This is a genomic window from Chryseobacterium bernardetii (assembly GCF_003815975.1).
Taxonomy (GTDB): domain Bacteria; phylum Bacteroidota; class Bacteroidia; order Flavobacteriales; family Weeksellaceae; genus Chryseobacterium; species Chryseobacterium bernardetii.
The window spans coordinates 4,254,458-4,276,687 of record NZ_CP033932.1 but is presented as its reverse complement, the minus strand read 5'-3'; the positions used below and the strand labels follow the sequence as shown (position 1 = coordinate 4,276,687).

The window sequence follows — 22,230 nt, the reverse complement described above, 5'->3', positions numbered from 1 at the left end:
ATTATTTGACAACAAAAACAATATTGATAAAAGAGCAGTCTGTAGCAGCTGCTTTTACATCATACCTCATTACACCATCATCAGAAATAGTAATATTACTGAATACATTAGGATCTGCATCAGTTACATAATAGTAAAGATCTCTGCTGGAAGGGAAAAATGGGATAGCTGCAGGAGCACTCGTGCTTTTTGCTTTTGGTGATCCGAATTGGGTCTTATATAATGTATATAGATCTTTAGTTCTGCCAGTTGCAGTGATAGACGTATCGAAAGAAACGCTGGGCATGTAAAACATTTTTACAGCATTATTACTGATACATAGCCAATCCGGGCTGGTTGGTGTTCCCACATTCTGGCTTAAACATTTCTTATCCGTATCATAAATAAGAAGTGAGTTGGCAGGATTGGAAATTGCATCTCTTTGTGCAGTAGTAAGTCTTGGTATCAGCATTCCTTTGCTTTGGCTATAAATATCAAGTGCTGCGCTGGCATCAGGTGTGGGTGTGTTAATCCCAATCTGTGCAAATGAAAACGAACTTACTAAAACGATCGGTAGAAATAATTTTTTAATCATAATGTTCTTAATAATTTTTTATCTATGTTTTTTTATGTTTTTTTTAATGGTTATTTGTATGAAGGAAAAATCTTCAGACCGCATACTTCCAGAAAGGAAATAAAGATTTCCAGCACTTCATTGAAGCAATGAATGTTCTGTCCAAAGAATGACGTAATGGGCCCTTTATTTTAAAAGCCAATAATAGATTGAAAACAATGTTTCACAGAGAAACACTATTTGTCTCATCTAACCAGATAGTCGAAAAAATAAATTGAATTAAGTGGCAGTATAAGCCATTAAATAATTAAGATTCATATTCCCTCGTGTTTTTTGTAAATATACGAATAAAATATTTATCAGCTTGCTTTCAAAAGAATGTTTTTTTATTTTGTCCTTAGTGATTAATTAATTATTATATTTTGATTTAAAATTTTATACAATTAATAAATTATTGAGATTTTTTTTCATGCACATCTCTCTGTATTCTATTAAAGAATCTTAAAAGAACATTCGTAACAGGGAAAATAGGATAAAACTTTCTGTTTTATTTATCTAAATAATTGAAAAAGAGGTTATTTTGAAAAATTGATCAATGCTTCCTCCAGCGTTTCTACAAAATTGATATGTCTGGTTTTATTACTTTCAAAAATAAAATCTTTCATACTTTTACTTTCATACTTTTTGAAATCTCCAAGAATTGCCAACCCGATACGGTAGTTGGAAAATTTTTGCAGAATTTCTCCGGCAATTTTGGTTTTCAGATCAAAGAAACCGGGAGTGATATTTTTTTCATAGACAATTACTTTATCAAATCCCTGATAATAAATGTTTCCCATAAGATCCAGTCCATCTTCTGCAGATTGTATGATGATCTGATCTGAAGTAACTTCAGCAATTTTTATATTTCCGGCATTGTGTGGCTTAATGACCATGGGGTTTGTGATGTAAGGTTATTTTTATGAGAGATAAAATTACTTATTTTTTCCCATAAATAAACCGGTCATTTTCAGATAAGTCTTTTAATAACTGTGCGTTGGTGAAATGTTGATACAATTCCAGTGTTTCAGATCCAAGTTTTTGGTTGATCTCTAAAAACAAAAGACCATTTTTTTTCAGATGTTCTCTGGAATCCTCTGCAATCTTTCTGTAAAAGATCAAAGCATCAGAAGTAGGAGAGAAGAGAGCCATTGTAGGCTCAAATCCTTTTACGTAATATTCAATTTCTGTTTCTTCCTCAATTCCTATATAAGGTGGATTCGAAATAATAACGTCATATTCTTCAGTAAGTTGGGTATTCAGATAATCTGCATGAATAAACTTAACATCAAGCTGGTGATAATCTGCATTCCGTTTTGCGGTTTCCAGCGCCTTTTCAGAAAAATCTATTGATGTTATTGCCGCTTCCGGAAAATGTTTCTTCAAAACCAAAGGGATTACTCCGCTTCCTGTACCCACATCAAGGATCTTTAGTTCCGAATCTTTATTTCCTGAGTTTTGTATTTCCCGAATTGCTATTTCCAGAAGTTCTTCCGTTTCAGGGCGCGGGATCAAAACATGCTCATCCACAAGAAAAGTCATTCCATAAAACTCTGTTTCTCCAATAATCTGCTGATAAGGTTTCCCGGTTTTTAATTCGGAGACCATGGAACGAAGCTCTTGCTCATCATCTTTCAGAAGTTCCTGTTCAGAAAATCTTCTTTGCTCAAAAGAATTAAAACCTGCAATTTTCTGAATAAAAAGGGAAATTAAAAAAGCGCTTTCCGACTCGGTATACAGGTCGGAAAGTTCTGCTTTGAAATATTTTTTAAATGCTGATATTGTCATTTATCTTGTGAAAACCAGTTTTGTATCTGTTGATTTTTCTTCATTAATTCTGTATCCTTCATAGTTGAATGCCTTTACATCATCCAAAGTCTGAGCATTGGTTTCTGCACAGAATCTTACTACAAGGCCTCTTGCATGTTTGGTATAAACCACAATGGTCTTCAGTTTACCATCTTTCAGTTCATAAAAGTCGAAATCAATCACTTTATGATTCAGTTTTTTTCTGTCGATAACCTTTCCGTATTCATTGCTGGCCAAATGAAGAAGGATTTCTCCTTTTTTCATTTCAGTGTTCAGCTGTTCGGTAATCTTTTCTTTCCAGAACTCGTATAAATTTTTGTACTGATCGAACTCAAAAGGGCGTCCCATTTCGAGTCTGTAAAGCATAACCTTATCAGAAGGCTTCAGAAGTCCGTATAATCCGGAAAGAATTCTGTAGTTTTTCTGAAGATAGTCTACCGCCGCTTTATCAAGGGTTTTGGCATCCAATCCTCTGTATACCTCTCCAGTAAAAGCAAACATGGCAGGAGCTGACTCTTTAGCTGTAGGTTTTGATTTCCATTTTTGATTTCTTTCCCAATTCTCATCAGCCAGTTTAGATGATATTTCCATAAGTTCGGAAAGATATTTTGGGGATTTTTCTTTTAAATAAGTTTGTATAATAGCTGCCTCTTCAATGAATTTGGGTGTAGTGGATTTCAACAGGTCTGTTGAATATTCTACGTTCATTAATTTGGCAGGTGAGGTTACAATTTTCATAATATTAAAATACTGATAAATGTTTAAAATCAATAAAATTCATAGCCATGAGCGTGATAAAGTCTACCATAAAATGACAGACAATAAGAATTTTAATGTTTGAATATTTTTTATAAAACAGAGCAAAAACAACTCCAATAAAAAAAGGTACTACAACCTGACCGATGGTTCCGTAAGTGCTGTGCAGAATTCCGAATAAAGCAGCAGAGGCTAAAATCCCGGCAAGCGGACTGTTGTATATTTTTTCTATCCTGGGCTTTATATATCCCCGCATCAGAAGCTCCTCTACAGCACCGGCCGTAAAGCAGGTAAAAATAATTAAAAAATAATTATTTTTAAAAAGGGAAGTGAACTGCAGGATCTTATTACTGTCCTCTTTGTGGATTAAAAATTGGATCAATCCATTCAAAACAGCTCCTCCGAAGATGCAGATAAGGTATAAAACAATTACCGCTTTTATATTGAAGGCAATAGAGTAATTCTTTTCCGTTTTAAGTAAAAAAGAACCTTTCTCTATAAAAAGGCTGTATAGAAATGTGATGAGTAAAACGGCCCATATGGCAATTCTGCTGACAGAAAATGTATTTCCCGTAACAGACTTTGCCCATGTAATCATACTGATAACCGGAAAAACATACAGCATCACGATGCCTAAAAGCACAAATGTGAGCAGAATTCCTAAAGAATATTTTCCATTAAGCCCCATAAAACCTACAACCGTAATTCTTAACCTTGAACTTTAAACATCAAAAACATTGAACTAAATCATTCCTTTTCCCTGACGGATCACTTCAGGTTCTCCGGAAGTAAGGTCCACAATAGTTGATGCTACATTATCTCCGTACCCGGAATCAATAACAATGTCTACCAGATGATCATATTTTTCAGCAATCAGTTCAGGGTCTGTAGAGTATTCTATAATTTCATCATCATCTCTGATGGAAGTTGAGGCAATAGGGTGTCCCAGTTTTTCAACAATAAGCTGTGGAATTGGGTGATCCGGAACACGGATACCGATTGTTTTATGACCTTTATAGGCTAAAGGTAAGTTTTTGTTAGCCTCAAGGATAAATGTAAACGGTCCTGGAAGATGACTTTTCAGGAATCTGAAAACTGAAGTATCAATGGGTCTCGTAAAATCGGAAAGATGGCTCAGATCATTACAGATGATAGAGAATTTTGACTTTTCGAGCTTTATCTTTTTCAATTGAGCCAGCTTCTCCATGGCTTTTATATCAAAAATATTACAGCCAAGCGCATAAATTGTATCTGAAGGATAAATAATCAATCCACCATTGTTCAATGTTTTAATAACTTCATTCACAAGGTTTTCCTGTGGGTTGTCGGGGTAAATTTTTAATATCTTTGCCATAAAACAAAGATACAAATAATAAAATAGTTTTCATAAAAGTCCTTTATTTAAAAGAAAAATTAGGATTTTGAAAAAAAAGTCGTACATTTGCAATCCAATAACGCGGGATGGAGCAGTAGGTAGCTCGTCGGGCTCATAACCCGAAGGTCATCGGTTCGAGTCCGGTTCCCGCTACTAAGTAAGTGTTTTCGGTAGGCACTCTAAAAATACACCGCGGGATGGAGCAGTAGGTAGCTCGTCGGGCTCATAACCCGAAGGTCATCGGTTCGAGTCCGGTTCCCGCTACTAAGCAAGTGTTTTCGGTAGGCACTCTAAAAATACACCGCGGGATGGAGCAGTAGGTAGCTCGTCGGGCTCATAACCCGAAGGTCATCGGTTCGAGTCCGGTTCCCGCTACTAAGCAAGTGCTTTCGGTAAGCACTCTAAAAATACACCGCGGGATGGAGCAGTAGGTAGCTCGTCGGGCTCATAACCCGAAGGTCATCGGTTCGAGTCCGGTTCCCGCTACTAAGCAAGTGCTTTCGGTAGGCACTCTAAAAATACACCGCGGGATGGAGCAGTAGGTAGCTCGTCGGGCTCATAACCCGAAGGTCATCGGTTCGAGTCCGGTTCCCGCTACTCAACGAGAGAAGTAATTTTATATTACTTCTCTTTTTATTTTCTGTTACTTGCAGGAAGGCTTACTTTTTTGTAGCCGTTTCGTGGCTATTACTGGAGTTTTCGGGAATACTTTAATGCCAATATATTCACGGATTATTTATACAGTATCTATATAATTTTGTAAAAGCAACTGTATAGGGACAATATAGTTATTTATTTGTCTATTCGTGGCAACAATATAGAGTTTACTTAGCCTAAAAATCCTGATAAAATGTATGGAAACCCAAGGATTTAGAAAGATTAATGATTCTTCTTGGTAGCCATCACGGAATAAACCATAGGAATTTTATCTTCCAAATGTGCTATTCTGTATTTTTTAGGTTCAAATTCAACAGTTCTGTTGAAACAGTTATAAGGAGAATAATCAAATTCATCAAGGCTGTTAATTTCAAGTCCGTTTTTGATAAGGCTGTTCATTACTTCACTTAATCCGTGGTTCCATGTAACAGTAGATTCAGTGATGTCTGCGTTTCTGTCAGCGTAAGTCCCATTTACAGTTTCAACAATAGCCCCAGAATTAAAATATCTGTATCCTACAGTTTCAAAATTGTCATCAAACATCCATACTACAGGATGGAATTCAACAAATATAAACTTTCCGCCAGGTTTTAGGAAATGTGAAATAACTTTTGCCCATCTGTCCAGGTCCGGTAACCAGCCAATAGTTCCGTAGCTTGTAAAAACAATATCAAACTGTCTGTTCAGGTGATTAGGAAGATCGTAGATATCACTACAGATAAAGTGGGCATTTGAATTGGTATCATGGGCCAGTTTTTTGGCGCTTTCTATTGCTTTATCAGATAAATCAATACCGGTAACATCTGCACCAAGTCTGGTAAGTGAAATGGTGTCCTGCCCGAAATGGCATTGTAAATGCAAAATAGATTTACCTTTTAAGTCTCCTAACAGGCTAAGCTCAATATCGTTTAAGGAGCTGTTTCCTTTCAAAAATCCGTCAACATCATAAAATTCGGAATTAATATGGGCCTCCGTCCTGCTGTTCCAGGATTTTCTGTTAATTTCTATATAGTTATTTTCGGGGTTCATTTTGTAAATTACTTTTATCAATATCAAGCGACTAATTTACATAAAAATTTATTTTTGCTTTTGAAGAAGCGGATACTGTAATTTCCACTGTCTGTAGCTTTCTTTCATACAATGACCACAGGGGCGATATCCATTTTGTAAAGCTTCAGATTCATCAGTAAAGAAAACCCTGTTTTCTTTTTTCATCCTTTTTCCTGACTTACAGTTAAGTAATCCATAGATTTTCAGGTTTTTATTTCCACCCAAGCAAATTTCCTGCTTTCGTAATTTTTTTCTTAGTTCATCATCTGAGAGTTGTGAATGTAGTTGCATATTGCCAGTAGGGTAGCTAAAGGTTACAAGATAGAAGTTCTTGAAGCCTGCAGTTGAGATATTATTATATTGTAATTATTTAAATGGTTCATCATTAGTTTTCTGTCTACTATAACTTCCTGCTTCTATCTTCTGGCAGAATTAATTCTCTGCATCATGGAAAATAATGCCAAGGGCATACCGGTTTCCTGTTTTCACTTCACTTACTCCATGTTTCATATTCACTCTGTAATATCCTTTTGTTCCTTTTTCAGGTTTAAAATTAGTAGTAAATATAAGAATGTCTCCTTTTTTAGGTTTTAAAACAGTGGCTTTGGACTGTGCTCTAGGTATTTGCTGGGTGAGGACAAATTCTCCGCCGGTAAAATCCTTTTCGGGTTCGCTCAGCATCAGTACAATCTGAATGGGAAAATAAAGATTACCATATAGATCCTGATGTAAAGTATTGAAACCGCCTTCTCCATATTTTAAAATTAAAACTGTAGCTTTTTTCTGATCGTTAGCATGGCATTGCTGTAAAAAGACCTGATGCTCTAATGGGAAAGATGTGTCAATATGTAAGGCTTTAAACCACGCATTCGCAATAGGAGCAAGATGTGGATAGATCTGGGTACGTAAAGTATGAAGTAATTCCGGCAACGGGTAATTAAAATACTTATATTCTCCCAGGCCAAAACGATGTCTGGCCATAATAACTGTTTTACGATAGTGTTCAGGCTGGCTGTAACCGGAGATCAACTGGTCGCATTCATGATCTGATAATAGATTGGAAAGAATAGCATATCCGTTTTTATGCATAGAATCTGTAACAGACTGCCAGTCTGTGCTTTTAATTCTTTCGGGTAGATCTGTCATTGTTTTGTTTTTATTGGCCAAAGGTCTGAAGTTGTAGAGAAATATAAAATCCAAAACATGCGGTATTTAAGCTTTTAGAGAATATTTTTAAAACGGATCCTGATTTACTGGACTATCCTGATAACTTAAATCTGGATGATAAATACAGTCCTCTTTAAAGATACTTTTGCATTGTTAATTAAAATGAATATAACAATGAATTACACAATTAAAAAAGCGAGTCTTGAAGATCTTAATGAAACGGCAGAATTATTTAATCTTTACCGGATTTTTTATAGACAGGAATCTGATGTAGAAAAAGGAAAAGCATTTCTTAAAGAAAGATTCCTGAATAGCGAATCTGATATTTTCCTTGCCTGGGCAGATGGTAAAGCTGTAGGGTTTGTACAGCTTTATAAATTATTCCATTATACCAAATTACAAAAACAATGGCTGCTGAGCGATCTGTTTGTACACTCTGATTACAGAGGGAAGGGACTTTCTGTAGCATTAATTGACCGCAGTAAACAATGGTGTGAAGAAACAGGGGCTTGCGGATTAATGCTTGAGACTGAGAAAACAAATGAAATTGGAAATACATTATATCCCCGTTGTGGATTTGAATATGACGGCCTGCACAATTACTACCATTGGTGGAAATAGATAAAAAAGAATGATGGCTGAGGTGATAATATACTCCGATATTAGTTATTTATACTTCATAATAAGTAGTATTACTTCTACAATTACTAGTATTTAATTCTACAGTTATTCTTTTATGGGGAGGGCACATAGTCCTATTTTTGTGCAGCTCTTAGATCAAGGGTAGGACAGTTGATCTTATGAGTGATGCAAATTATCTCCGCCTTATTTCTACTTTTTCCCCAAGTTTTATGATTAGTACCACAAAACTGCTTTTGGCGGGGATTTTTTGCCACAAAAAAAGAGAACTGCTTTGCAGTTCTCTTTGTATATGGTTCGTATATCTGTTTCTTTTATTGAGCAAGTTGGGCATAAGGAGTTAGCTTGTTATCGTCACTCATCGTTGTTCCCAGGAATTCTCTTTTCTGATCGGCTTTCATTCTTCCCGCAGCATCATTGGCGTTGAAATAAGCTTCAGTAAGCTTTGTTGCAATATCAGCAGGCTTGAAATCAAACTTAGTGTCGCCTTCCACTCCTAAATATCCATTTTTTCTGGTAAGGTTGGAAATATAGTTGTTATAATTAATGAATGTATTTCTAAGATATTGGGTATGGTATTCCATACATTTTTTAGCTTTCTTGGAAGAATTGTTCAGGATACAGTTTTTCATATTATTTCTGTATAAAAACCATTCAGATTCTAAGATGCCATATTCTTTTCCCAATGCAGTTTTTCCGTTGATAACGATATTATTGTCGCCTTCTTTTGTAGCAATAGTCTGAAGATGCTGAATGACCAATGGAACTGTAGCTTCAATTTTAGATTTAGTGTCCTTTAATATGCTAAGATCAGCAGCGGGAGATTTTTTCTTTTGTGCTGTAGTAACGTTAAAAATAAGCAGCAGTAGTACAATCAATAAATTATATCTTTTCATGAGAAATTTTTAAGGCACTAAAATAAATATAATTTCCCGGTTTTAACAAATTCATTTTACTTTTATTTAATAAATTTTAACAAATCTACAATGTAAAGTCTTCATTATTGTATAAATGACGTTTTTGAGTACCTTGTAATGACGATGTTTTTATAAAATATCTTAATAATAAATAAAATTAATGCCTGTAAATGGTGTTATTGTTTAATTTATGAATGCATGTTTTCGTTTCAAAAATGAAATCTCATAAATATTTAATTATTTATTCTCACAGATCTTTAAACCTTCTTTAATAAAATCTCCATATGAAATTTTTAATCCAGCAAAGTCAGGATCATCCAGCCATATTTCCTCAACCTTGCTTATAGAAGGATCATTACGGGAAATTCCTTTTGCAGAGCCATTAAGTGCATAGGTTTTACCATTGCTTGCCCTGCAGTAAATTTCTTTATAACCTGAACAGTAAACTTCAATTTCGTTTACAGAGAATGGCCATTTTCCGGAATATTCATCTTTTGTAAACTTCAAAGTATCAGAAGATGCAGATTTAGAACAGGAAACGGTCAATAAGAAGATGAGAAAATAGCAGAATGTTTTCATGTATTAAATTTTATCCAAATATATGGTAGTATCTATTGCATTTATTATGGATTTCCGTAATGAGAATCTCAGATGAAAAGCTGTATTTTTTCTGCTAATTAATAGCTGACAGCCCATTTAATAAAAAAATAATATCTTTGAATGAAAATTATAACATTGATTTACAGGTAATTAATTATTAATTTTGTTTATCACTAAAAAAATAGTTGTTTGAGTCAATTTTATTTCTACATTTGTATAACTAATTTCTTAGTGATATAGAAATTCTCATTTTTATATCACTTTAATGAACAATGAAGGATATGAAAAACCAGACTTTAACAAAGGCAGAAGAACAGGTAATGCAGTATGTATGGAAACTGGAAAAAGGATTTCTTAAAGATATTCTAGAGCTCTTTCCAGAACCAAAGCCGCATACCAATACCGTTTCCACTATTTTAAAAGTATTAAAGGATAAGGAATTCGTAGATTATAATGTACACGGAAGACAGCATGAGTATTTTCCGCTGGTTACCAAAGAGCAGTACTCTGGAAAGACCATGAAGAGCCTTGTGAAAAACTATTTTAAAGGATCTTATAAAAGTGCCGTTTCATTTCTGGTAGAAAAGAATGAAATGACAGTAGAAGACCTTGAAATGCTTTTAAATGAACTTAAAAACAAAGACTAATAACCATGGAGACGATACTTCTATACTTTGGAAAAGTAATTTTATGTTCCGGTGTAATGTTTCTGTACTATCAGTTGTCTTTAAAAGACAAGACATTCCATCATTATAACAGATTTTATCTTCTGTTGGCAATTGTAATATCACTTTTACTGCCGCTTATTAAAGTGGATGATTTTACAATAGAAGTGAATAGTGATGTGTATTTGCTGCTTGATAAGATTCAGAATTTTAACACACAAAAAAACGTAAACAATGGTAACCTTTATTTTAACATTATTTTTTCAGCTCTGGGATTGGTTTCTTTCTACTTTTTAGGGAAGCTTATATACGGGATCTTCAAGATCCAGCAGTTTAAAGAACAGTTTCAGAAAGAAAGTTTTGACGGAATCAATTTTTACAGTACAGACTTAGCTGAAGCTCCGTTTTCATATTTTAAGAACCTTTTCTGGAAGAATACCATTACCCTGGATTCTGCCGTTGGAAAACAGATTTTAAAACATGAGATGGTACATATTGAACAGAAACATTCATTTGATAAGATTCTTATTGAAGTGGTGACGGCTGTTTTCTGGTTCAACCCGTTCTTTCATATCATTAAAAAAGAAATTAGTTTAATTCATGAATATCTGGCTGATAAAAAAGCCGTAAAGAATTCGGACACCAAAGCATTTGCGCAGATGCTTTTAGCAAGCCACTTTTCCGGAACCCAGTTGCCTGCAGCCAGTCCGTTTCTAAGTTCAAACCTTAAAAAAAGACTTAAAATGTTACAAAAACCAAAAACCAAATTCGGGTATGCGCATAGAATTCTTGCGTTGCCGGTTTTATTCACCGTAGCTTTTGCTTATCTGGTAAATGCTAAGAACAGAGAAATTGAAGAAACTAACCTTTCTATTAAAAAAGCAGTTTCTGAAATTAAAAAAGATACTGTAAAGGAAAAATCAGAAAAAAAGGAAAGTACCAGACTTCCTGATCCCGAAGATTCCAACAAGCAATTGGCTGAGCTTCAGAAAAAGATGGATGAAAAACAGAAAGAACTAAATAAACTGGATCCAGACAGTAAAGCTTTTGAAAAGAAAATGGAGGAAATTGATGATTTGGTTTCGGCCATGACGGATATTACGGATGAATCCAGTAAAGAGGTAGAAGAATATTTTAATTCTCCTGAATGGAAAAAGCAAATGGCGGATCTTGAAAATATGGATCCTCTTGATAAAAAAGAACTCCGAAAGATTGAAAGAGAGGCTGCCAAAGCCGCTAAAGAAGCCAAAAAAGTAGGAAAGAAAGCTGCAAAAATAAACATAGAAGCAGCGGAAATAGGAAGAAAAGCTGCCGAAAAGGCAAGAATAGAAGTTGAAAAATCTAAAATTGATGTAGAAGCGGCAAGAAAAGTAGCTGAACAGGCAAAAGTAATTGCTGAACAGGCCAGACAGGAAGCAGAAACGGCAATGAGGAATATAAGCTTCACAACAATAAATAGTTCTCCTAAAGTAATGGTTATGCAGGCAGATTTCATTAAAAAAGATGGAAATGGAGACATTACCATGAATGGAGTGAAAAAGTATAATATGAAAGGCTGGGATAATTTAAAATACTTCATTGATGGAGCTGAAGTTTCCAAAGAACAGGCCCATGCATTAAAGCCTGAAAATATTGCAAGCATCAATATTATTAAAGAAAACGCAGTGCGGGGAACGCAGAATGAAATAAGAATTCAGACTAAGAAATAAAGTTTAACCGGGCTTTGCCAATATCATATTGACAAAGCCTTTTTTATCATCTATTATGAAAAACAAAGTTCTATTTTTTATCTTCCTGGGAATGTTTGCACATGCACAGGTAAACAGGTTTTTCTATGAATATAAGTTTATTCCCGATTCTAATAATAAAGAAGAGGTGAAGAAGGAAATGATGTTGCTTGATATTGATAAAAACGGATCCAGCTATTACAGCCATGATAAATTTGTAGCGGATTCCACTGCACGGGCCAATATTGAGAAGCAGCTGAAATCAGGAGGTGGGAGCATCAGTATGAACAGAACAGAAAAACCGGGAATGGTTTCCTATAAAGTTACCAAGCAGTACCTTGATTTTAAGACCTATCTTTTCAGAAGTATTTCTATGGATAAATACAAAATTAAGGAAGATAAAAAACTGGAATGGAAAATTTTACCTGATCAACAAAAAATAGGCGAATACAAGGTTCAGAAAGCAACTACAAGTTTTGGTGGAAGAGACTGGACGGCATGGTTTACAACGGATATTCCTATTCAGGACGGCCCTTATGTATTTTATGGACTTCCTGGGCTTATTGTAAAAATTGAAGATGCCACAGGATCCCACAGTATGCTGCTGGTAGGTAATAAAAGTGTAAAGACACTAGGGAAGGAAGAAGAACTGCAGCTTCCTGGGAACGTAAAAATACTGGGACTGGATGGGAAAGATATTGAAGTAACCAAAGACCAGTTTAAGAAAGCATGGAAGGCCTATGTAAATGATCCTACCAAAAATGTGAGAGAACTGATGATGAGAAATGGCGGTGAATCTGGTGGAAAAGTAGCTTTTAAAGTGAAAACGGCAGACGGCAAAGAATTTTCAGACCCTAATCAGGTGCTCAAGGAAATGGAAAAGCGAACAAAAGACATGCTTCAGAAAGACAACAATCCGATAGAACCTGATCTGGTGAACTAAAATTATTATTTTCTACTGAACAGGATAGCTCAAAAGGTTGTTCTGTTTTTTTTTAGGTTGTAGGACTATGGCTTTTATTATAGAAAATATTTTTATTTTTAATGATCTTAATCTCAAATTTAAACTGGAAACCATTGATGACAGAAAAAGAAAAATGCAAAGCCGGACTTTTATATGATGCGAATTATGATTCTGAACTGATTCAGGAGCGTATAGCATGTAAAGACCTGTGCTTAGAATATAACGGATTGAAGAATTCTGATACAGAAAGAAGAAGACAATTGCTTAAGAGAATTTTAGGAAGCACAAAAGAAAACCTATATATTGAACCTTCTTTCTGGTGTGACTATGGGTATAATATTGAAGTAGGTGAAAATTTTTATTCCAATCATAATCTTGTGATATTGGACTGTGCTGCAGTAAAATTTGGAGATAATGTCTTTATTGGACCCAACTGCAGCTTTTATACAGCCGGACATCCACTTGATGCAAAACAGAGAAATGCAGGCTTGGAATATGCCCATCCGATTACGGTGGGAGATAATGTATGGCTGGGTGGTAATGTTGTAATTTTACCAGGCGTTACCATTGGTAATAATTCGGTAATAGGAGCAGGGAGTGTGGTTACCAAAAATATTCCGGAGAATGTTGTTGCAGTAGGAAACCCTTGTAAAGTTGTAAAAAATATTGAAGGAAATGAATAAATAAAGTCCCGGAAGCAGTTCCGAGACTTTTATATCTGAAAAAAACAGTCAGTAATTAAGATAGTTTCTGAGAATCAGCAATAAACTGAGCCAATCCGCTGTCTGTTAATGGGTGCTTTAATAAGCTCAAGATTGGAGGCAGTGGAGAGGTAATTACATCAGCTCCAATTTTAGCACAGTCAATAATGTGCATTGAATGACGGATAGAAGCTGCTAAAATTTCAGTTTCAAACATATAGTTATCGAAAATTAATCTGATTTCCTGAATCAGGTTTAATCCGTCAGTAGAAATATCATCTAATCTTCCAAGGAACGGAGAAACATAAGTAGCTCCTGCTTTAGCTGCCAAAAGAGCCTGCCCCGGAGAGAAGATCAATGTACAGTTAGTTTTGATTCCCTTATCAGAAAAATATTTTAATGCTTTGATACCATCCTTAATCATTGGAATTTTAACAACGATATTAGGGTGGATTGCAGCCAATTCATCTCCTTCTTTAATCATTTCTTCATACGTTGTAGAAAGTACTTCAGCAGAAATATCTCCGTCTACAAGTTCGCAGATCGTTTTATAATGGTTTTTGATTGCTTCAGCTCCCTGAATACCTTCTTTGGCCATTAATGAAGGGTTGGTAGTTACACCATCTAAAATTCCAAGATCTTTAGCTTCCTTGATTTGCTCTAAATTAGCTGTGTCAATAAAAAATTTCATTTTGTTAAATAGATTTATTGCTGCAAAGATAAGTCATTTAATTGAGTTCTGGGATATGATTTTTTCATGAGTGGACTTCAGTAGCAGAGTGATAAAATAATAGCCTTAAGTTAAGGAATATGAGGGCTTATGGTAAGTAGTGAGTAATCAATAATAAGTAAATTGAAGTTATAAAAGAATTGAAGGCTATGTAAAATCTAATACCTAATTTTGTTTAATACCATATCCCATGAAAAATACCACTTTTACAGCTACTCTTGAAATTATCGGAATCAATCCTTTTGTTTTTATCCCGGAAGAAGTTCTGGAGAAAATTTTTGAAACCTCAGGAAGAAATAAAAGTCCAATTCCGGTAAAAGGAACTATCAACGGAAAGGAATTTCAGCAGAACCTGATGAAATATCTTGGCGAGTGGAGGCTGTATGTCAATCTTATAATGTTGAAAAATTCACCCAAAAGAATTGGCGAAATCATTGAAGTGGTGCTGGAATATGATAATTCAGACAGAAGTATTGCGATTCATCCTCGGTTGGAAAAGGCTATAAAAGACAGTCCTTTGGCAGCAAGCAATTTTGAAAAACTGATTCCTTCAAGACGTCATGAGCTAATCCGCTATATCAATAATCTGAAAACGGAAGCCGGTATTCAGCGTAATATTGAGAAAATTATCAGGCATCTGCATGGTGAAACAGACTTCTTTGGGAAGATGATAGAATAAAAAGATTAATAAAAAGCAAAAAACAAACTCCGGAATTTCTTCCGAAGTTTGTTTTTGTTGTTATGAATTTAAAGCTTTGCTCAGTTTTATAGCATCCTGATTGTTAGGGTCGTACTGCAGTGATTTTGCAATATGTTCTTTTGCTTTATTCGGATCAGTTTGCTGTTCTGAGAAGGCTATATAGAAGTAAGCATATGCCAGATTCTTCTTATTCTGTTCTACTTCCTCAGGCTTTACAGCAGCAATATACTTTTCGTAAGCCATCTTTGCATTGGCATCATCTTTAGCTGACTGATAAGCGTAAGCCTGGCTGTAGTAAGCCGGAGCCCAATCCGGTAGCAAAACGGATATTTTTTTCCAGGTTTCAACCGCATTTGTCCAGTCTGATGCTTCCTGATAAGCGGTAGCCAATTTAGCTAAGGATTCTGTATCTTTTGGATTGGCTTCGATTTGTTTTTTAAGACCTTCAATAGTAGGGTTTTGCTGAGTGGCAGCAGCCTGAGTGGCAGTTTTATTTGCACTGTCCGTTTGAGTGGTTTGTGCACTTACAAAACTTGCACTTCCTACAAGAATTAAACCTGCAAATAGGTTTTTGATGTTAACTTTCGGCATTTTCATAATCTTATATTTTATAATTCGAGTTTCTAAAATTCAATAATAATTCCATAAAAGCTCAAATTTTAGAGGCTTTAAGTTTTTTTAGAAAATATTAACGGGATTCTTATTTTTTTTAGATTAATTTTTGATTCGTTAGTGTTTGAACCTATCTTTGTAAGTCTATTTTATAATCAAAATATCCTATGAATATTATATTAGCTTCTACTTCTACACTTTTTGGTGGAGAATATCTGGAATATTTAAGAGAAGAATTAATTCAGTTATATAAAGGAATTGATGAGATTGTTTTTGTTCCTTTTGCAAGGCCCGGCGGTATTTCCCATGATGATTATACAGCAAAGGCCCGCGCATTTTTTCAAACCATCAACATAAAAGTAAAAGGACTTCATGAGTTTAACGATAAAATTGAAGCTTTAAACCAGGCAAAAGGTTTCTTCACAGGAGGTGGAAACACATTTTTATTGGTGAAAACGTTACATGAAGAAGGACTGATGTCTGTTTTAAAAGAAAATGTAACCGGCGGAAAACCATATCTTGGGTGCAGCGCAGGAAGTAATATCGGTGGACAGAATATGAAAACAACGAACGATATGCCGATCGTTTACCCGCCAAGTTTTGACTGTATGGGATTGGTTCCGTTCAACCTCAACCCACACTATCTTGACCCGAATCCGGATTTAAAGCATAACGGAGAAACAAGGGAAACCCGCATCATGGAATTCCTTACCCAAAATGATCTTAAAGTAGTTGGCCTTAGAGAAGGAAACTGGATCAGAAGAATCAATGATACCATTACGGTGGAAGGAAGCGAACTGACCAGGATTTTTGAAAAAGGAAAAGAGCCTTACGAAATAGAAGCAGGAAGCTCATTATAATGATGCGGCAAGACATCAACAGCTTTATAGAACGTAATCTGAAGAATTTTTCAGTAAACAGCACCGGTTGGAATGATCTGATCGGAAAAATGCTGTCTGAACTGGTTGATGCAGGATGGAATATGGACCATGATGTCTTTGGCAAGGAGAACTCTGGAGAATTACGTTGTTATATTTATTCTGAGAATAAAGAATTGAATGCCAGGCTGGGAAAGGTCACCAACACCTATTCCCAACTTTCTCAAAAGGTTTGTGAGATTTGTGGCCATGAAGGAAAACTGAGAATGATTAATTCCTGGGAAACCACCTTATGTATTAATCATTTTATAGATCAGAAGCCCATCATGGAAATTGATGAAAAACAGAATGTTGTTTATAAACAGAAAGCTATTCTGAACTTGAAAGATATTGTGAAAGCGGAAGTAGAGTTTGATTTGAAAAAATTGAAACTTTACACTAAAAAACAGATCAGTACCGACAAATATTTCTCTTTTTCCAATCAGGAACCGAATTATTATAAGCTTTTAAGAATTGTTCCTCTACATTTGTTTTCTGAAGATATGCAGAGCAGAATTTCAGATTTGTTCGACCATCTGAAAGATTGTGAGGTATGTGGCCATAAAGCACTATATGGTAAATCCTGTTTACATTGTAATAATGAATCTTGGGGTGCCAATAAATATCACAAGGAAGATTATGGAGAAAAGTCCGAATATATAAAAGAATGCCAAATGGATATGTTTATAGACGAGGATGGCTATGAAGAGTATTTTAATTATGACCGTTCATTTGAGAAAACCTCCGGCCATCAGATCCTTTTCACTCCTGATGATCTTGAGGAATATAAGAAGCTTTTATTTTAACTATATTTGAGTTAGAGTTTTAAATAACAGAATCTGAAACACTGCTATACAAATTATACAACTATTGTTGGTATTGCTTCAGTTTTACAGCAAAAATTTAGTACAAAAAAACAAAAAATGCAATGAAAAAAACACTTGCAGTTCTCATACTTTCTGTACAGATAGTTTCAGCCCAGAATATGGCTCAGAAATTAGATAAGGCCACCAAAGATCTTATGGATTCCTCAGGCGCGGTTGCTTCCAGTTTATCATTTTATGTATCAGATGAAAATGGTAATTTTATATATGAATATCAGGGAAGTAAAGGGCTTTCTACAGCTTCTACCCAAAAAATATTTACAGCAGGTGCAGCTTTAGAAACATTAGGGAAAAATTATACCTATACCACTACATCAAGCTATTCCGGAAGCATATCCGGAGGAAATCTGAACGGGAATCTCTTCATCAGCTCCAATGGCGATCCTACTCTGGGAAGCTGGAGGTATGAAACCTATAAACCCGAGAGTTTTAAAAAGAAACTGATAGAGGCTATTAAGAATTCCGGAATTACAAAGATTTCCGGTGATCTGGTGATTGATGATTCTTATTTTGACCATCAGACCATTCCGGGCGGATGGCCGTGGGATGATCTGGGAAATTATTACGGAGCAGGAGTCTGGGGAATCAACTGGAGAGAAAACCAGTTTGATATTAATATCAATGGAACAGATTTTAAAAGCTTTTCCTATCCGCTGGAAAATGTAAAATGGCTGAATGATCTGAAAACGGGAGGCAGTTCCGATCAAAGTCTGATCTTTACAGCACCACATTCTAATGTTGCATTAATTAATGGAATGCTTCCCGGAGGAAAAACAGTAACGGTTTCAGGTTCCACACCCAATCCACCTTTACAGCTGGCAGCAGAAGTAAAGCAATGGCTAAAAGAGTCCGGTATTGAGCTTTCCGGGAAAGCGGTTACCAATTCACAACTTGAATTAGATGGGAAACAGGTTTTGGAAGCCCCTAAAAATAATATTATTCTTACCTATCAATCTCCAACACTGGATAAAATAGTTTATTGGTTTTTGAGGAAAAGTGTTAATCTTTATGGTGAAACTCTTATGAAGACTTTAGGAAAAGAGAAAAAAGGAAACTCTAGTTTCAAAAGTGGAGTAGCATATTTAAGGGAATTCTGGAAATCAAAAGGAATTAACCCTAACATGATCAATTTTGCGGATGGAAGTGGTCTTTCACCACAGAATTATGTTGCAGCAAAAGCGGAAGTACAGGCACTTTTATATGCTAAAAAACAATCCTGGTTTGAATCTTATTATGATGGCTTCCCAGTTCAGGACAATGGAATGAAAATGAAAAGCGGAACAATGAGGGATACCAAATCTTTTGCTGGCTATCATACTTCAAAGGATGGGAAAAAGTATGTGTTTTCAATTATTATCAATAATTACCAGGGGAGCGGAAGTGCAGAACTGCAGAAAATTCTTACTGTTTTAAAATAAATAACCTTGAGGAAATCTATATTAACCAGACTGAATAACTGGATCATTTTTGTTGTAATGACCACTTTGGTAATCGCCATTGTAGTGTCTTCTACAGCATTGATTAATTTCCTCCGGAAAGAGGAGATTAAAAGGATTAATCTGCTTTCCAAAGCTATCAGGATACAGCAGGAGGTAAAATCTCCTGATACCGATGTGCTGGATCTGTTACCTGAAATCCTTAATATTAACAACACCATTCCGTTTATTGTAACGGATAAGTATAAAAAACCCATCCTTGATCTGGGATATTATCGGAATATTCCTGAAAGCACCATCAAAAGTCCGCAAAAACTCCATAATCTGATCATGAATATGGAGAAAAACTATGACCCGATCGAAATAAAGGTTCCGGATGGGAATAACCAGTTCGTGTATTATGACAACTCCCGACTGCTTAATAACCTTAGATATTCGCCTTATATCCTAGGATTGTTTATTCTGCTGTATTTCGGATTTACTTTCTGGTTTTTTAAGACCATTAAAAAGACAGATGAAGGTTATCTTTGGGCCGGGCTGGCAAAGGAAACAGCACATCAGATCGGAACACCTTTATCTTCCATGATTGGCTGGATGGAAATTATGAAGCTGGAAAATCCTGATTCCGAAGGCGTACATGAGATTGAAAAAGATATTGAAAGGCTGAGGACCATTTCCGAACGTTTTTCAAAAATAGGTTCTGTTCCGGAGCTGAATGATATGGATTTCAATGAAACAATCCAGGAGAATTATGATTATTTAAAAACAAGAATTTCAGGAAAGGTAGATTTTACCCTTCACCTTCCTGCTTATAAGGTATTGGTTCCGCATAATAAAATCCTGATGAGCTGGGTTATTGAAAACCTGGTAAAAAATGCTGTGGATGCAATGAAAGGGGAGGGTGCTATTGTGATGTCCGTCTTTGAAAGGAATAAAAATATACTGATTGAAGTAAAAGATAATGGAAGTGGAATGACAAGTCAACAGGCCAGAAATGCCTTTAAGCCCGGATATTCTACCAAGAAAAGAGGTTGGGGACTGGGATTATCACTGGCCCAAAGGGTTATCCACGAATATCACAACGGAGATATTAAAATTTCCCAGACAGAAGTTGGAAAGGGGACTACATTCAGAATTACGATTAAAAAGGTTTAGCGTCATCATAGATCTAAGATTTTAAAGATTGGCCGATAATCTATTTATCAATAGACAAAATTTGTAAAACATTCATAGGGACGGGCTTTAGCCCGTCTTTTAATTTTATACCCAATCCATTGGCTTCAGCCAAAACTTTATACGAACGGTATTGTGCTTTATTTATAGCATAAAAAAGAGGCTGTCTCAAAAACAGCCTCTTTTCTATTATTTTTTACCCGTTAACCACTGATTCTGTAGTTTAAGTTCTTCCGGGCTTGGATTGGCTTTGAACTGAAGCGTTTCCATACTTAATTTATCCAGAATAGCTTTTCCTTTAAGTGTCATTTTTTCTTTCTTACCTGCATTGTCTCTTAAAATGGTTACGGTAACATCCTGTCCGTCTTTGATCGTTTTGGTATATCCGATAAAGTCCTGTATTTTTTGAATGTCAATAGCTTTTCCATCAAGAGCAAGCACCTGATCGGTAATTTTAAACCCTATGCTTTTAGCGAATGGAGATAAAGCAGAATTGTCATCAAAAGCCAATGCTTTATTCTTGTCATCATATCCTGTCTGGTTTGGATCTTTAATAAACCAGAAAATAGGCGCAGTTTCCTGTTTGTGAACTTCCACACCTACCATATTCAGATATTCTGCATAAGGTGTAGGCTGGCTTCCCGCAATATATTTATTGTAGAAATCCTTTATCTGAGGATAACCTGTAACGGCTACCAGTTCATCAATCAGCTTATCATCTTTGAACGGTTTGTTTTCCCCGAATCTTTGAGATAATTTCCTGATCATATCACGGTAACCCATTTCCCCATTCGAAAGTTTTCTCAGCTCAATATCCATACACATAGCCAGAAGGGCTCCTTTTTCGTATACATTTCTGTATTGATCCTTGTATTGGTCCTGCAATACATTTTTGCTCATTACCGTAAACGGCATGGTATCATTATAATTTTTGGAGTTGGTGATTTTTTCTCCAATTCTTTTAAGGAATTCATCCTTGTTAATAAGCCCCTCCTGAATCTGGAATAAGTTGGCAAAATATTCCGTCCCGCCTTCGTACATCCATAAATGCTGAGACATTTTCGGATCTGCATAATTAAAATAATGGATTTCTTCAGAATGGGTTTTCAGAGGATTAACAGTATGGAAGAATTCATGAGAAACCACATCTGTAATAGTTTGGTCAATAGCATCCTTAGGCATGGCTTCAGGAAGAACTACACTGGTAGATTCATGGTGCTCCAATGCTCCGAAACCTTTTATCATAGGACCATCACCACCTGATAAGTAAAGCATAATTGCATACTTTTTATTGGTATTCATATCCCCAAGGAATTTCTTTTGTGCCACTACCATTTTTTCAAGATTATCTTTGAAATCTGAAGCCTTATATTTTCCCGTTGGAGAGTAAACTCCTAAAACAAGGTCCATTCCTCCTGCATTGAAGGTAATGTAATCCGGTTTGGTATACATCAACGGAGAGTCGGTTACTTTTGCATAATTGGCAAGCGTATAGGTATCTGTAGATTCTGATTTATCCTGATCTACCAAAGCTGTTGTTCCGTAGAAATCAGTGGGTTTTTGAATAATAAGCTGATAAGGTACATCCTGCATGTTCTCAATATACCCGATAAAGCCATGGGTATTGATCATATATACTTTTCCTGCTTCAATATCAGTTCCTGAAGGGGAAAATACAGCTTTATGTTTTGAAGTATCCATTTCTTCATCAAAACTGTCATTCACAAGATAAGAGATCTTGCTCAGGTTTTGAGCATTTTTCAATGAATAACTGTTGTCATTAACTTTTGTGAAGGCTAATTCCTTTCCTTTATTGTCATAAAACTTAATGCCTTCTATAAATCTTCCGTAATCATCTACAGAATAAGTACCGGGAACCGTTTTAGGAAAATGAAATTTAATATCTCCCGATTTCATTTTCGGAAATTCCATCGTAACGGCTACTTTATCATCTTTTACATTAACGAGGTCAATAGTGGTTTTTATAGACTGGGCATTCGCTAAAAAAGCGGCGAAAAGTCCTAAGCTAAGTGCTGTTTTTCTCATTAGGTTTAAATTTATAGTTAAATAGTTGTTTATTTTTCCATTTTGTTACCGGATAGAGTATTAAACTTTTCTTAAAATTTTTAATAAAACAAAAAAGCAAACCTGTGAATTTG

24 protein-coding genes and 5 tRNA genes are annotated in these 22,230 nt (G+C 35.4%); 15 read left to right on the top strand and 14 right to left on the bottom strand.

What is annotated here, in order from left to right; all coding sequences use genetic code 11:
- Position 1 precedes the first annotated feature (1 nt).
- The 6 genes from EG339_RS19495 to EG339_RS19470 all read right to left on the bottom strand — a co-directional run bounded on the left by EG339_RS19495 (position 2) and on the right by EG339_RS19470 (position 4,511).
- Entirely contained in the window at positions 2 to 574 is a 573-nt protein-coding gene (locus EG339_RS19495) for a hypothetical protein (protein ID WP_123871564.1), read from the bottom strand.
- A 554-nt stretch (positions 575 to 1,128) separates the two neighbouring features.
- Positions 1,129 to 1,488 (bottom strand): DUF4180 domain-containing protein, encoded by a 360-nt coding sequence (locus EG339_RS19490; protein WP_123871563.1) that lies wholly within the window; start codon positions 1,486 to 1,488, stop codon positions 1,129 to 1,131.
- Positions 1,489 to 1,531: 43 nt separating this feature from the next.
- On the bottom strand, positions 1,532 to 2,380 hold the full coding sequence (prmC, locus tag EG339_RS19485) for a peptide chain release factor N(5)-glutamine methyltransferase (protein ID WP_123871562.1): 849 nt from the start codon (positions 2,378 to 2,380) through the stop codon (positions 1,532 to 1,534).
- Complete coding sequence (gene yaaA, locus EG339_RS19480) at positions 2,381 to 3,139, bottom strand: peroxide stress protein YaaA (RefSeq protein ID WP_123871561.1); 759 nt, start codon at positions 3,137 to 3,139, stop codon at positions 2,381 to 2,383.
- A gap of 4 nt (positions 3,140 to 3,143) precedes the next feature.
- Positions 3,144 to 3,845 carry a CPBP family intramembrane glutamic endopeptidase gene (locus tag EG339_RS19475; protein ID WP_123871560.1) on the bottom strand — a complete coding sequence of 234 codons (702 nt, stop codon included), beginning with the start codon at positions 3,843 to 3,845 and terminating at the stop codon, positions 3,144 to 3,146.
- A gap of 54 nt (positions 3,846 to 3,899) precedes the next feature.
- Entirely contained in the window at positions 3,900 to 4,511 is a 612-nt protein-coding gene (locus tag EG339_RS19470) for an L-threonylcarbamoyladenylate synthase (protein WP_123871559.1), read from the bottom strand.
- Between the two features lie 101 nt (positions 4,512 to 4,612).
- On the opposite strand from EG339_RS19470, the gene EG339_RS19465 reads away from it, so the two are divergent.
- From EG339_RS19465 to EG339_RS19445, 5 genes are all read left to right on the top strand, one after another.
- Positions 4,613 to 4,685, top strand: a tRNA-Met gene (locus EG339_RS19465).
- Positions 4,686 to 4,723: 38 nt separating this feature from the next.
- Positions 4,724 to 4,796: transfer RNA gene (locus EG339_RS19460), tRNA-Met, on the top strand.
- Positions 4,797 to 4,834: 38 nt separating this feature from the next.
- Positions 4,835 to 4,907 (top strand) — tRNA-Met (locus EG339_RS19455).
- A 38-nt stretch (positions 4,908 to 4,945) separates the two neighbouring features.
- A tRNA-Met gene (locus tag EG339_RS19450) sits at positions 4,946 to 5,018 on the top strand.
- Positions 5,019 to 5,056: 38 nt separating this feature from the next.
- A tRNA-Met gene (locus tag EG339_RS19445) sits at positions 5,057 to 5,129 on the top strand.
- Positions 5,130 to 5,411: 282 nt separating this feature from the next.
- Here EG339_RS19445 and EG339_RS19440 read toward each other — a convergent pair.
- From EG339_RS19440 to EG339_RS19430, 3 genes are all read right to left on the bottom strand, one after another.
- Positions 5,412 to 6,218 carry a class I SAM-dependent methyltransferase gene (locus tag EG339_RS19440; protein WP_123871558.1) on the bottom strand — a complete coding sequence of 269 codons (807 nt, stop codon included), beginning with the start codon at positions 6,216 to 6,218 and terminating at the stop codon, positions 5,412 to 5,414.
- A 48-nt stretch (positions 6,219 to 6,266) separates the two neighbouring features.
- Complete coding sequence (locus tag EG339_RS24795) at positions 6,267 to 6,530, bottom strand: Ada metal-binding domain-containing protein (protein ID WP_123871557.1); 264 nt, start codon at positions 6,528 to 6,530, stop codon at positions 6,267 to 6,269.
- A gap of 141 nt (positions 6,531 to 6,671) precedes the next feature.
- Positions 6,672 to 7,385: a 2OG-Fe(II) oxygenase gene (locus EG339_RS19430; RefSeq protein WP_123871556.1), complete on the bottom strand. Its 714-nt coding sequence runs from the start codon at positions 7,383 to 7,385 to the stop codon at positions 6,672 to 6,674.
- Positions 7,386 to 7,580: 195 nt separating this feature from the next.
- Between EG339_RS19430 and EG339_RS19425 the strand changes: the two genes are divergently transcribed.
- A complete protein-coding gene (locus EG339_RS19425; RefSeq protein WP_123871555.1) occupies positions 7,581 to 8,027 on the top strand; it encodes a GNAT family N-acetyltransferase in 447 nt (148 codons plus the stop codon).
- A 332-nt stretch (positions 8,028 to 8,359) separates the two neighbouring features.
- On the opposite strand, the gene EG339_RS19420 is transcribed toward EG339_RS19425, so the two are convergent.
- Both EG339_RS19420 and EG339_RS19415 read right to left on the bottom strand, forming a co-directional pair.
- A complete protein-coding gene (locus EG339_RS19420) occupies positions 8,360 to 8,941 on the bottom strand; it encodes a hypothetical protein (RefSeq protein ID WP_123871554.1) in 582 nt (193 codons plus the stop codon).
- Positions 8,942 to 9,199: 258 nt separating this feature from the next.
- Positions 9,200 to 9,541, bottom strand: coding sequence for a DUF2511 domain-containing protein (locus tag EG339_RS19415; protein ID WP_123871553.1), 342 nt, complete (start codon positions 9,539 to 9,541; stop codon positions 9,200 to 9,202).
- Between the two features lie 302 nt (positions 9,542 to 9,843).
- Here EG339_RS19415 and EG339_RS19410 point away from each other — a divergent pair, with 302 nt between their 5' ends.
- The 4 genes from EG339_RS19410 (at position 9,844) to EG339_RS19395 (ending at position 13,601) form a co-directional block, all read left to right on the top strand.
- Positions 9,844 to 10,209, top strand: coding sequence for a BlaI/MecI/CopY family transcriptional regulator (locus EG339_RS19410; RefSeq protein ID WP_123871552.1), 366 nt, complete (start codon positions 9,844 to 9,846; stop codon positions 10,207 to 10,209).
- A gap of 5 nt (positions 10,210 to 10,214) precedes the next feature.
- The gene (locus EG339_RS19405) at positions 10,215 to 11,936 is read left to right on the top strand and encodes a M56 family metallopeptidase (protein WP_123871551.1); all 1,722 of its coding nucleotides are present in this window, start codon (positions 10,215 to 10,217) and stop codon (positions 11,934 to 11,936) included.
- A gap of 55 nt (positions 11,937 to 11,991) precedes the next feature.
- Positions 11,992 to 12,897 carry a GLPGLI family protein gene (locus EG339_RS19400; protein WP_123871550.1) on the top strand — a complete coding sequence of 302 codons (906 nt, stop codon included), beginning with the start codon at positions 11,992 to 11,994 and terminating at the stop codon, positions 12,895 to 12,897.
- 137 nt (positions 12,898 to 13,034) lie between these two features.
- Positions 13,035 to 13,601, top strand: coding sequence for a sugar O-acetyltransferase (locus EG339_RS19395; RefSeq protein ID WP_123872730.1), 567 nt, complete (start codon positions 13,035 to 13,037; stop codon positions 13,599 to 13,601).
- 55 nt (positions 13,602 to 13,656) lie between these two features.
- Here the strand turns inward: EG339_RS19395 and fsa are convergent, their stop codons facing one another.
- Positions 13,657 to 14,310 carry a fructose-6-phosphate aldolase gene (gene fsa, locus EG339_RS19390; RefSeq protein ID WP_066700362.1) on the bottom strand — a complete coding sequence of 218 codons (654 nt, stop codon included), beginning with the start codon at positions 14,308 to 14,310 and terminating at the stop codon, positions 13,657 to 13,659.
- Positions 14,311 to 14,539: 229 nt separating this feature from the next.
- On the opposite strand from fsa, the gene EG339_RS19385 reads away from it, so the two are divergent.
- Positions 14,540 to 15,028, top strand: a complete 489-nt coding sequence (locus EG339_RS19385; protein ID WP_123871549.1) for a YdeI/OmpD-associated family protein — start codon at positions 14,540 to 14,542, stop codon at positions 15,026 to 15,028.
- Positions 15,029 to 15,088: 60 nt separating this feature from the next.
- Here EG339_RS19385 and EG339_RS19380 read toward each other — a convergent pair whose 3' ends face one another.
- Positions 15,089 to 15,646: a tetratricopeptide repeat protein gene (locus tag EG339_RS19380; RefSeq protein ID WP_123871548.1), complete on the bottom strand. Its 558-nt coding sequence runs from the start codon at positions 15,644 to 15,646 to the stop codon at positions 15,089 to 15,091.
- 182 nt (positions 15,647 to 15,828) lie between these two features.
- Here EG339_RS19380 and pepE point away from each other — a divergent pair, with 182 nt between their 5' ends.
- The 4 genes from pepE to EG339_RS19360 all read left to right on the top strand — a co-directional run bounded on the left by pepE (position 15,829) and on the right by EG339_RS19360 (position 20,053).
- Positions 15,829 to 16,521 (top strand): dipeptidase PepE, encoded by a 693-nt coding sequence (gene pepE / locus EG339_RS19375; RefSeq protein WP_123871547.1) that lies wholly within the window; start codon positions 15,829 to 15,831, stop codon positions 16,519 to 16,521.
- On the top strand, positions 16,521 to 17,384 hold the full coding sequence (locus EG339_RS19370; protein WP_123871546.1) for a hypothetical protein: 864 nt from the start codon (positions 16,521 to 16,523) through the stop codon (positions 17,382 to 17,384). Before pepE ends, EG339_RS19370 begins: the two co-directional genes overlap by 1 nt.
- A gap of 122 nt (positions 17,385 to 17,506) precedes the next feature.
- Positions 17,507 to 18,880 carry a D-alanyl-D-alanine carboxypeptidase/D-alanyl-D-alanine endopeptidase gene (dacB, locus tag EG339_RS19365; protein ID WP_123871545.1) on the top strand — a complete coding sequence of 458 codons (1,374 nt, stop codon included), beginning with the start codon at positions 17,507 to 17,509 and terminating at the stop codon, positions 18,878 to 18,880.
- A gap of 6 nt (positions 18,881 to 18,886) precedes the next feature.
- Positions 18,887 to 20,053 (top strand): sensor histidine kinase, encoded by a 1,167-nt coding sequence (locus tag EG339_RS19360; RefSeq protein WP_123871544.1) that lies wholly within the window; start codon positions 18,887 to 18,889, stop codon positions 20,051 to 20,053.
- Positions 20,054 to 20,260: 207 nt separating this feature from the next.
- Here EG339_RS19360 and EG339_RS19355 read toward each other — a convergent pair whose 3' ends face one another.
- Complete coding sequence (locus EG339_RS19355) at positions 20,261 to 22,117, bottom strand: M61 family metallopeptidase (protein WP_123871543.1); 1,857 nt, start codon at positions 22,115 to 22,117, stop codon at positions 20,261 to 20,263.
- Between the last annotated feature and the right edge of the window lie 113 nt (positions 22,118 to 22,230).

Bases quoted from the DNA above. Each gene is read 5' to 3' on its own strand.
- EG339_RS19400 (WP_123871550.1), top strand. From the start codon at position 11,992: ATGAAAAACAAAGTTCTATTTTTTATCTTCCTGGGAATGTTTGCACAT.
- EG339_RS19395 (WP_123872730.1), top strand. From the start codon at position 13,035: ATGACAGAAAAAGAAAAATGCAAAGCCGGACTTTTATATGATGCGAAT.
- EG339_RS24795 (WP_123871557.1), bottom strand. From the start codon at position 6,530: ATGCAACTACATTCACAACTCTCAGATGATGAACTAAGAAAAAAATTA.
- EG339_RS19355 (WP_123871543.1), bottom strand. From the start codon at position 22,117: ATGAGAAAAACAGCACTTAGCTTAGGACTTTTCGCCGCTTTTTTAGCG.
- EG339_RS19420 (WP_123871554.1), bottom strand. From the start codon at position 8,941: ATGAAAAGATATAATTTATTGATTGTACTACTGCTGCTTATTTTTAAC.
- dacB (WP_123871545.1), top strand. From the start codon at position 17,507: ATGAAAAAAACACTTGCAGTTCTCATACTTTCTGTACAGATAGTTTCA.
- yaaA (WP_123871561.1), bottom strand. From the start codon at position 3,139: ATGAAAATTGTAACCTCACCTGCCAAATTAATGAACGTAGAATATTCA.
- EG339_RS19410 (WP_123871552.1), top strand. From the start codon at position 9,844: ATGAAAAACCAGACTTTAACAAAGGCAGAAGAACAGGTAATGCAGTAT.
- pepE (WP_123871547.1), top strand. From the start codon at position 15,829: ATGAATATTATATTAGCTTCTACTTCTACACTTTTTGGTGGAGAATAT.
- EG339_RS19425 (WP_123871555.1), top strand. From the start codon at position 7,581: ATGAATTACACAATTAAAAAAGCGAGTCTTGAAGATCTTAATGAAACG.
- EG339_RS19490 (WP_123871563.1), bottom strand. From the start codon at position 1,488: ATGGTCATTAAGCCACACAATGCCGGAAATATAAAAATTGCTGAAGTT.
- EG339_RS19440 (WP_123871558.1), bottom strand. From the start codon at position 6,218: ATGAACCCCGAAAATAACTATATAGAAATTAACAGAAAATCCTGGAAC.
- EG339_RS19380 (WP_123871548.1), bottom strand. From the start codon at position 15,646: ATGAAAATGCCGAAAGTTAACATCAAAAACCTATTTGCAGGTTTAATT.
- EG339_RS19370 (WP_123871546.1), top strand. From the start codon at position 16,521: ATGATGCGGCAAGACATCAACAGCTTTATAGAACGTAATCTGAAGAAT.
- prmC (WP_123871562.1), bottom strand. From the start codon at position 2,380: ATGACAATATCAGCATTTAAAAAATATTTCAAAGCAGAACTTTCCGAC.
- EG339_RS19405 (WP_123871551.1), top strand. From the start codon at position 10,215: ATGGAGACGATACTTCTATACTTTGGAAAAGTAATTTTATGTTCCGGT.
- EG339_RS19470 (WP_123871559.1), bottom strand. From the start codon at position 4,511: ATGGCAAAGATATTAAAAATTTACCCCGACAACCCACAGGAAAACCTT.
- EG339_RS19475 (WP_123871560.1), bottom strand. From the start codon at position 3,845: ATGGGGCTTAATGGAAAATATTCTTTAGGAATTCTGCTCACATTTGTG.
- EG339_RS19415 (WP_123871553.1), bottom strand. From the start codon at position 9,541: ATGAAAACATTCTGCTATTTTCTCATCTTCTTATTGACCGTTTCCTGT.
- EG339_RS19385 (WP_123871549.1), top strand. From the start codon at position 14,540: ATGAAAAATACCACTTTTACAGCTACTCTTGAAATTATCGGAATCAAT.
- EG339_RS19495 (WP_123871564.1), bottom strand. From the start codon at position 574: ATGATTAAAAAATTATTTCTACCGATCGTTTTAGTAAGTTCGTTTTCA.
- fsa (WP_066700362.1), bottom strand. From the start codon at position 14,310: ATGAAATTTTTTATTGACACAGCTAATTTAGAGCAAATCAAGGAAGCT.
- EG339_RS19430 (WP_123871556.1), bottom strand. From the start codon at position 7,385: ATGACAGATCTACCCGAAAGAATTAAAAGCACAGACTGGCAGTCTGTT.